Annotated in this window: 8 protein-coding genes and 1 other RNA gene; 7 read left to right on the top strand and 2 right to left on the bottom strand. The window is 52.3% G+C overall.

Annotated elements, in window-relative coordinates:
• A partial coding sequence (locus ABYW01_RS09615; RefSeq protein WP_372832349.1) for a TSUP family transporter occupies positions 1-240 on the top strand: 240 nt, incomplete at its 5' end.
• A 249-nt stretch (positions 241-489) separates the two neighbouring features.
• On the opposite strand, the gene ffs is transcribed toward ABYW01_RS09615, so the two are convergent.
• Positions 490-586, bottom strand: an RNA gene (ffs, locus tag ABYW01_RS09610) — signal recognition particle sRNA small type.
• A 103-nt stretch (positions 587-689) separates the two neighbouring features.
• Here ffs and ABYW01_RS09605 point away from each other — a divergent pair.
• Together ABYW01_RS09605 and ABYW01_RS09600 are read left to right on the top strand one after the other, a co-directional pair.
• A complete protein-coding gene (locus ABYW01_RS09605; RefSeq protein WP_372832348.1) occupies positions 690-1,613 on the top strand; it encodes a LysR family transcriptional regulator in 924 nt (307 codons plus the stop codon).
• A gap of 31 nt (positions 1,614-1,644) precedes the next feature.
• Positions 1,645-2,223, top strand: coding sequence for a hypothetical protein (locus tag ABYW01_RS09600; protein WP_372832347.1), 579 nt, complete (start codon positions 1,645-1,647; stop codon positions 2,221-2,223).
• A 28-nt stretch (positions 2,224-2,251) separates the two neighbouring features.
• On the opposite strand, the gene ABYW01_RS09595 is transcribed toward ABYW01_RS09600, so the two are convergent.
• A complete protein-coding gene (locus ABYW01_RS09595; RefSeq protein ID WP_372832345.1) occupies positions 2,252-3,550 on the bottom strand; it encodes a DUF3422 family protein in 1,299 nt (432 codons plus the stop codon).
• A 194-nt stretch (positions 3,551-3,744) separates the two neighbouring features.
• Between ABYW01_RS09595 and hpaR the strand changes: the two genes are divergently transcribed.
• The 4 genes from hpaR to ABYW01_RS09575 all read left to right on the top strand — a co-directional run bounded on the left by hpaR (position 3,745) and on the right by ABYW01_RS09575 (position 7,259).
• Complete coding sequence (hpaR, locus tag ABYW01_RS09590) at positions 3,745-4,167, top strand: homoprotocatechuate degradation operon regulator HpaR (RefSeq protein ID WP_193952650.1); 423 nt, start codon at positions 3,745-3,747, stop codon at positions 4,165-4,167.
• A 321-nt stretch (positions 4,168-4,488) separates the two neighbouring features.
• Positions 4,489-5,349, top strand: a complete 861-nt coding sequence (gene hpaD / locus ABYW01_RS09585) for a 3,4-dihydroxyphenylacetate 2,3-dioxygenase (protein WP_372832344.1) — start codon at positions 4,489-4,491, stop codon at positions 5,347-5,349.
• Between the two features lie 196 nt (positions 5,350-5,545).
• A complete protein-coding gene (locus ABYW01_RS09580) occupies positions 5,546-5,836 on the top strand; it encodes a heme-binding protein (protein ID WP_372832350.1) in 291 nt (96 codons plus the stop codon).
• Entirely contained in the window at positions 5,829-7,259 is a 1,431-nt protein-coding gene (locus tag ABYW01_RS09575) for an aldehyde dehydrogenase family protein (protein ID WP_372832343.1), read from the top strand. The genes ABYW01_RS09580 and ABYW01_RS09575 overlap by 8 nt, the downstream gene beginning before the upstream one ends.
• Positions 7,260-7,381 lie beyond the last annotated feature (122 nt).

The following is a 7,381-nucleotide window of genomic DNA, read 5'->3' as shown; positions in this document are numbered from 1 at the left end:
CTTAAGCAAGCGGTCACCAACAGCAAACCGATGATGGTCGTCATCAATACCACTGCGCTGACAATGCTGATCTTCGGCGGATACGTCTGGTGGACGCTAGGACTATCAATGATGATTGGCAACATTCTCGGCGCCTACCTGGGCGCAGGAATTATGCACCGCTCAAAACATAAGTATCTGAAGCTGCTAATGGTGGCTGTACCACTGATTAGCGCCATCAAACTGCTGTTTTTTATATAAACAGCTAAGCTCGCTCGGCGAACAAACGTACATTTTGCAGCACCTTGAGATGATGCACGTTTTGTTCAGCCGGTAGCAAGCTACACCAACGTACGATCTCCACTCGCGCCTGAAACGTCAGAATCCATATTTCAGTTGAAATAATGACAACGAATGCGGGTGTTCAGAGATAAAGTTCGAATAAAAACAGACTGTAGGGAAACTTCAGAATGATGAAACGAGGAAACAAGAGAGGGAAACTGGGGGTGACCCCACCAGCCACATCCCGGCACACGAATCCACCGCTGTGGCTGCTCCCTTCCGGGCCTGACCAGGTTCACGGTTTATCGTTGCGGGAGGACCAGCAGGGCCACCACAACACGGCTTAGATTTAAGCCCCATCAGGAGTTGAATAACTCAAGATAGGCGCGCAGTATACCAACATGATCTTGATTATCAAGGAGTTTCTGATGAGTGGATCGCGAAGCAATATGCTCCGTTTAATTCGATGTTTTACCCGCGTCGTTGATGCAGGAAGTTTCAGCGCTGCGGCTTATCAGCTGGGCATGAATAAAGGCGCCGTCAGTCAGGCGATCAGTACCCTGGAAGCCGAAACCAAACTGCGCCTGCTCAACCGCGATACCCGTCATGTGAGCCTGACAGAATCCGGTCGTCACTTTTATAACGGCTGTCAGGAAGTACTACAAAGCGTAGAGCGCCTGGACGAACTGACCGACCATCTGACCGGCGAAAACAGCGGTACGCTACGTGTCGCCTGTAGCAACCTGTTTGGCTCGCGTGTACTTGTGCCTGCGTTAAACCACTTTATGGAGTTTCACCCTCATCTGAAGATGGATCTGTGTGTACAGGACGACGTTGCCAGTATGGCCGACGGTGCCATTGATGTGACGGTGAGGATCGGCTGGCCACAGGACTCTTCCCTGATCGCTCGTCGTTTATTTGAGACGCGACAACTGGTTGTCTCAACACCGGAGTACCTGCATAAACACCGTGCACCACTTGCACCGGAAGAGCTGCGCGAAATGAACTGGCTGAGTCTGACCCGCCACCGTTTCCGCAACCTGATTACCCTGACCGATCGCGAAGAACACGAGTACAGCGTACCGCTTAATAGCCGAATGCTGACCGATAATTCGGCGATGTTGTTCAGTCTGCTGATGGCACATAACGGGATTACCGCCCTGCCCGAATGCAATATCATCTCCGAGTTGGAACAAGGTGATCTGGTTGAGCTACTGCCCGATTTTAAACTGGAGCCACTCGGCGTTTATGTGATCTACCCATCTCGCGACAACTTGCCGCAGAAGACGCGTTTGTTTGTGGATTTCATGCTGGATTATTTTCGCAGCTATCCCTTCGTCCCCGACCTATAACACCCCCTGCCCAGAACAGATGCTCAGCGGCGTGCTAATCATCGCGTGGATCTATCCCGATCTACCGACTATCACGGTGGTGTCCTCTCTGGCGGTATTGGTCCCCTTTATCGTGATTTCTCTGCAAAGCGGCATCACTTCCGGAGGGAAGAAACTGATCGGACATGTCACCGGGAAACTGGCTGACGCGCGCGCTGAAGTTTCACTGTTTCTCAGTGCGGGGCTGCTGGCAGGCGGTGTAAAAGCCTGCATTGGCGTGGGCCTGATTACCCTGCCGGTGACTGGCACTGATGCAACTGTCGCGGCAGCGGTGATGTGGGCCATTGTGGTGTTAGCAATACTGGGGATTCATCAGCTGGCCTTGGTGGCGATCTTTGCCGGTCTGCTGGCTGATGTCACAACAACCCCCACTCTGATGGCGGTGTCATATGTGCTCGCTACCGCACTGTCGATGTCAGGCAGTACTTTCAGCGGCCTGAGCTTTATTTTGCAGGCGCGCTTTCACAGCAGTGCCCGTGAGATTTTGAAAGCTAACCTGCCGTACACAGTATTGATGCTACTGGCAGGTACGGCTGCACTCTATCTGATGGAATCACTGGGAGTGCAATGACGCACTCCCTCGAATATGACTGGGGTACTCAATCGTCTTCGTCGTACCCTTTGAGCAGCTGACGCACATACAGCCAGAGCACACCTGCAATCAAAGGCACCGAGAAGCTAACCCCCATCAATACGTCATTCAGCAACTCTTCACCCGGCACGGTATTGCGGATGGTGCGTTCGATCAGGTCAAAGGCGTAGTAGGTCACCACGATAATGGTGAAACTCTCCAGCTTGGCTTGTAACCGAAGTTGGCGACGCGCCCGACCATTCAGCGCTTCCAGCAGGTCACGGTTCTGTTGTTCGATGGACAGATCAACCTGCGAACGAATCAACTCACTCACCCGGGCAATACGCTTCGATAGCTGCTCGATACGCCTCCCTGCTGCGTGACAGGTTCTGCGCGCCGGTTCCAGTCGTCGTTCCATAAACTGGGTGATCGTCTGTAAGCCTTCAATACGCTCCTGACGCAGTTCGGTCAGCCTGGTATCCAGCAAAGCGAAATAGGCTTCACTCGCAGAGAAGCGGTTTGCAGTATCCGCCGACAGTTCTTCCACCTGTGCGGCCAGCGTCATCAGCTCTTGTAGTACTTCAGACGGCTGCTCTTTGTTATCTGCAGTCATGCGGTGAGTGATATCCGCAAGCTGCTTATCCAACGTGGTGATCAGGGGCATCGCGGCATGCGCCGCGGGCAACGCCAACAAGGCAACGTGTCGATAGGTTTCGATTTCACAGATCCGTTGCAACAGTCGACCCGCCTGAAACGGCTGCAGCGAACGATCTTCCACCAGAACCCGTACCAACCCACTCTCTTCGCACGCGGCAAAATCAGTCCAGACGGTGGCGCCACCACTCATCACCTCAGAGGCCGCGAGCTGGCGATCTCCAAACTCTTCAGCCGCAAAGTTACGCTGACCAAAGTATTTTCTACACCACGCAAGCGGATCTTCACGGCGCTTACGAAAGATGATTTCTACACCGGCGAGCATTTTCCCGGGCAAACGGCCGTCACATAACAAGGGCTTCCAGCGTTGGGGGAAAATATCCTCAGAATCGGCACCAAAGTGGTACAGCGTCAAACTATAAAACTCATTGTGCCGCTCAAAGCGCAGTGCAAACTTTTCTGAACTTAAGAAAAAGAAGCTGTCATCTTTAGCCTGTTCACCGATGCCCAACTCTGAAGCCAATTGCAAGACTGCCTGATGGGCGTCATCCATCTGCTCAGAGGACAGGGAAATCGCCATATGCACCAAATAGAGCGGTGCCTGTACTTTCTGGAATGGACGAGCATGCACTTCATTGGTGATCTGGTCATAAAGTGCGTGGGTCTGCATCATCACTTCAGTTACAACTCCTCTTTTAAATTTTTATGATCTGTTATCTGTATGACGGTGACTTGTTGCTGTTTTGCGTGAGCCAAGGTGCAAACTATCTGGTGATGCATATAGATGAATACACGCCCCGGACTTGAAAAGGGCTGTCCATCCCGAGACAATAGAACAGATAATATCTTAAGGATTACCCTGTCCCCATGCGTAAGTTCGAAGACTCTATCCCGCTACAGCTTCTGAAAGCCCGCGAAGCCACCATGAGCTTTTTCCGACCGATCCTGCAGGAGTTCTCCCTGACCGAACAGCAATGGCGTGTTATTCGTGCGCTTAATGAATACACCGAGCTGGAATCCAAACAACTGGCTGAGCGTTGCTGCATTCTAAGCCCCAGCCTGACCGGTATTATCAACCGCCTGGAGCAGCAGGGTCTGATCCAGCGTCGTAAATCCCCGGAAGATCAGCGCCGTGTATTGCTGAGTCTGACCGATCAGGCCAAGCAGATGTTCGAAGATATCAGCCCCCGCCTGGAAGCACGCTACAAAGCACTGGCTGAACAGATTTCCGAAGACAAACTGGAGCAGCTCAACGAACTGCTCGGAGAACTCTGTAAACTCAAGCCCTGAATCGTTCAGAGCAGCTTCACTATTACGTTGCACGCACTGGACAAAGAATCCTCCGGTGCGCCCCGCTCCCTGATCTCCACACTTCCCGTTTCCAGCGCTCTAAGACCCTATCACATCACGCCAACATAGACTAAAGGCTAAGTGTTACGAAATTAACAACACTGAGTTAGGTTTCATACGCTTGACTTTAGATAACATATTAATTAATTTACTTAACATCATAACTAAAAGCGTACCTAATGACACTCAGAACAGGGCAATCCGCCCCAGCCTGACCCATCATTCAAGTGTGCGATATAAAAACTGATGAGGTAAAGAGAGATGGGCGAAGTCGTACTGGCTGCAAAAATTACTCACGTACCAACCATGATATTGTCCGAAGCAGTAGAAGAAGGCCCACTAAGCGGTTGCCGCAAGCAAGCGATCGATGGCTTGAAAGAGATCGGTCGTCGCGGACGCGAAGCCGGTGCCGATACAGTCGTTGTGCTGGATACCCATTGGCTGGTGAATGCCGGTTATCACATCAATTCCAACGCTCATTTCAAAGGCAACTATACCAGTCATGAGTTCCCGCATTTCATCCAGGATCTGGAATATGACTTCGCTGGCAACCCGGCGCTGGGTGATGCTATTGCAGAAAAGGCGATGGCAAAAGATGTCTTCACCCTCTCCCATCAGGTAGAAAGCCTTGATCTGGAATACGGCACCGTTGTGCCGATGCGCTTCATCATGCGTGAAGCCCCGGATCTCAAAATCGTGTCAGTTGCGGGCTGGTGTACCGTCCATAGCCTGGAATCATCCCGTAAATTGGGTGAAGCCATCATGGAAGCGATTAAAGAAAGCGACAGCAAAGTGATGCTACTCGCATCCGGCTCCCTCTCCCATCAGATCTGGGCCAACGACGACTACGAAGCCAACAACGGCACCTTTACCATCTCCAGCGAGTTCAACCGCCAGATGGATCTGCGCGTACTGGAACTGTGGGAAAAAGGCGAAACTGCAACTTTCCTGAAGATGCTGCCTGAATATGCCAAACACTGCTCCGGCGAAGGCGGTATGCACGATACCGCAATGCTGTTTGGCGCGCTGGGCTGGGATAACTACGAAGGTAAAGGCGAACTGATCGGAGAGTACTTCCCAAGCTCCGGTACCGGTCAGGCCAACGTCGTGTTCTCTCTGTAAGAACACTGAGCACAGAGTTCAAAAGGCGACTGGGGGCTTCGGCCCCTTTTTTATCGAATATGCGGTACCTCCATGTCTGCACTCATCTCCCAATCCAGTATCACTACATCGATCGCAAATCAGTTGGCAACGGCTATCTGTAACGATGCCAGCCATCAGGGACTCAAGATCTGTGTCAGACCGTTAAGGTTATCCACTGGCATTTCAGCGCATGAATGGCGCGCCGCTGCATTCGATTCAAATCGCCGAAGACAAAGCTTTTACTGCCATCAGCTTTGGGCTTGCGACCCATGTCTGGCAGGAACGATTAAAAGAGAACGGGCATCTGCGACAGACCCTGTCGCAGCAACCCCGGATGTTGATGCCCTTACACGTAAATGATGAGCTGGTTGGCGCCATTGGCGTGTCCGGCGCATCAGAACAGCAGGACATCGATTGTGCACGCACCGGGCTTACTTTATTTTTTGCGGAGACCCAAGATGCTTAAAGCAACTTACCCTTACTTCATTGCCAATAAACCTGAAGCGCCCAATCAGGACCTAGCGGTCTATGACAAATTCAGTGGCGAGCTAGCAACTCAAGTGGCGATGGCCGATGCAAACGCGATTGATCGGGCGATTGCTGCGGCAGATGCGGCAGCAGAACCGATGCGTAAAATGCCTGCATACAAGCGTCAGGACGTACTCAACTACTGTGTAAAACGCTTTGAAGAGCGTTTTGAAGAGCTGGCCGAAGCGTTGTGTATTGAAGCGGGTAAACCGATCAAAGATGCCCGCGGCGAAGTCACCCGCCTGATCGATACCTTTCGTATTGCCGCAGAAGAAGCAGTCCGCATTAACGGTGAAGTGATTCCGATGGATATCACCGCTCGCGCTGAAGGTTACACCGGCATGTGGAAACGAGTGCCGATCGGCCCATGCTCCTTTATATCGCCATTTAACTTCCCCCTCAATCTGGCAGCCCACAAAGTGGCACCAGCGATTGCGGCAGGGTGTCCGTTTGTTCTGAAACCAGCAAGCCTGACCCCAATCGGTGCTCTGATCATCGGCGAAGTGCTGGCTGAAACCGATCTGCCGGAAGGTGCGTTCTCGGTACTGCCGTGCCACCGTGGAGGTGCTGATCTGTTCACCACCGATGATCGGCTGAAACTGCTGAGTTTCACCGGTTCTCCCGATGTCGGCTGGCAGCTGAAAGCCAAAGCGGGTAAAAAACCGGTGGTACTGGAGTTGGGCGGCAATGCAGCCTGCGTTGTAGACGAAGGCACGGACCTGGATGATGCCACCGCACGGATTGTGTTTGGTGCGTATTATCAGTCGGGTCAGAGCTGCATCAGCGTACAGCGCATTTTGGTCCACGACAGTCTGTACGATGAGATGCGTGACAAGCTGACCGCTGCCGTGAAAGCTCTGCCAATGGGTGATCCTAAGGATGAAAACACCTTTATCGGCCCAATGATCTCTGAAAAAGAAGCCACCCGTTTGCACAACTGGGTTGTTGATGCCGTAGAAAAAGGTTCAACCCTGCTGTGTGGCGGTGAGCGTGACGGCGCGATGCTACAAGCGACATTGCTGGAAAACGTTGCTCCTGATCTGGACGTAAACACGCAGGAAGCGTTCGGGCCGGTCGCTATCCTATCCCGCTTCTCTGATTTTGATGACGCACTCAAGGAAGTAAACAACTCCGACTTTGGCTTACAGGCCGGTATCTTCACTCGAGATATCTACAAAGCTCAGAAAGCCTGGGATGAGTTAGAAGTGGGTGGTGTCGTGATCGGTGACGTACCGTCCTGGCGTGTCGACCACATGCCGTACGGCGGCGTCAAAGACAGTGGCCTTGGCCGTGAGGGCATCCGTTATGCCATCGAAGACATGACAGAGATTCGCTTGATGGTTGTACGCGACCCCAACTGATTTTCAGCCCCCCCCCTATCGAGCAGTGCAAATTCGGCACTGCTCTTCATTTCCTCGCCCTGTTCATCACTGCCAGCTCTATTTATGACCAAAACACCCAGTCATCCTCCTCATGTATATCG

Source organism: Pontibacterium sp. (assembly GCF_041587635.1).
GTDB lineage: Bacteria > Pseudomonadota > Gammaproteobacteria > Pseudomonadales > Balneatricaceae > Pontibacterium.
This window is presented reverse-complemented; position numbering and strand designations above follow the sequence as displayed.

Bases quoted from the DNA above. Each gene is read 5' to 3' on its own strand.
- ABYW01_RS09605 (WP_372832348.1), top strand. From the start codon at position 690: ATGAGTGGATCGCGAAGCAATATGCTCCGTTTAATTCGATGTTTTACC.
- ABYW01_RS09595 (WP_372832345.1), bottom strand. From the start codon at position 3,550: ATGATGCAGACCCACGCACTTTATGACCAGATCACCAATGAAGTGCAT.
- hpaR (WP_193952650.1), top strand. From the start codon at position 3,745: ATGCGTAAGTTCGAAGACTCTATCCCGCTACAGCTTCTGAAAGCCCGC.
- hpaD (WP_372832344.1), top strand. From the start codon at position 4,489: ATGGGCGAAGTCGTACTGGCTGCAAAAATTACTCACGTACCAACCATG.
- ABYW01_RS09575 (WP_372832343.1), top strand. From the start codon at position 5,829: ATGCTTAAAGCAACTTACCCTTACTTCATTGCCAATAAACCTGAAGCG.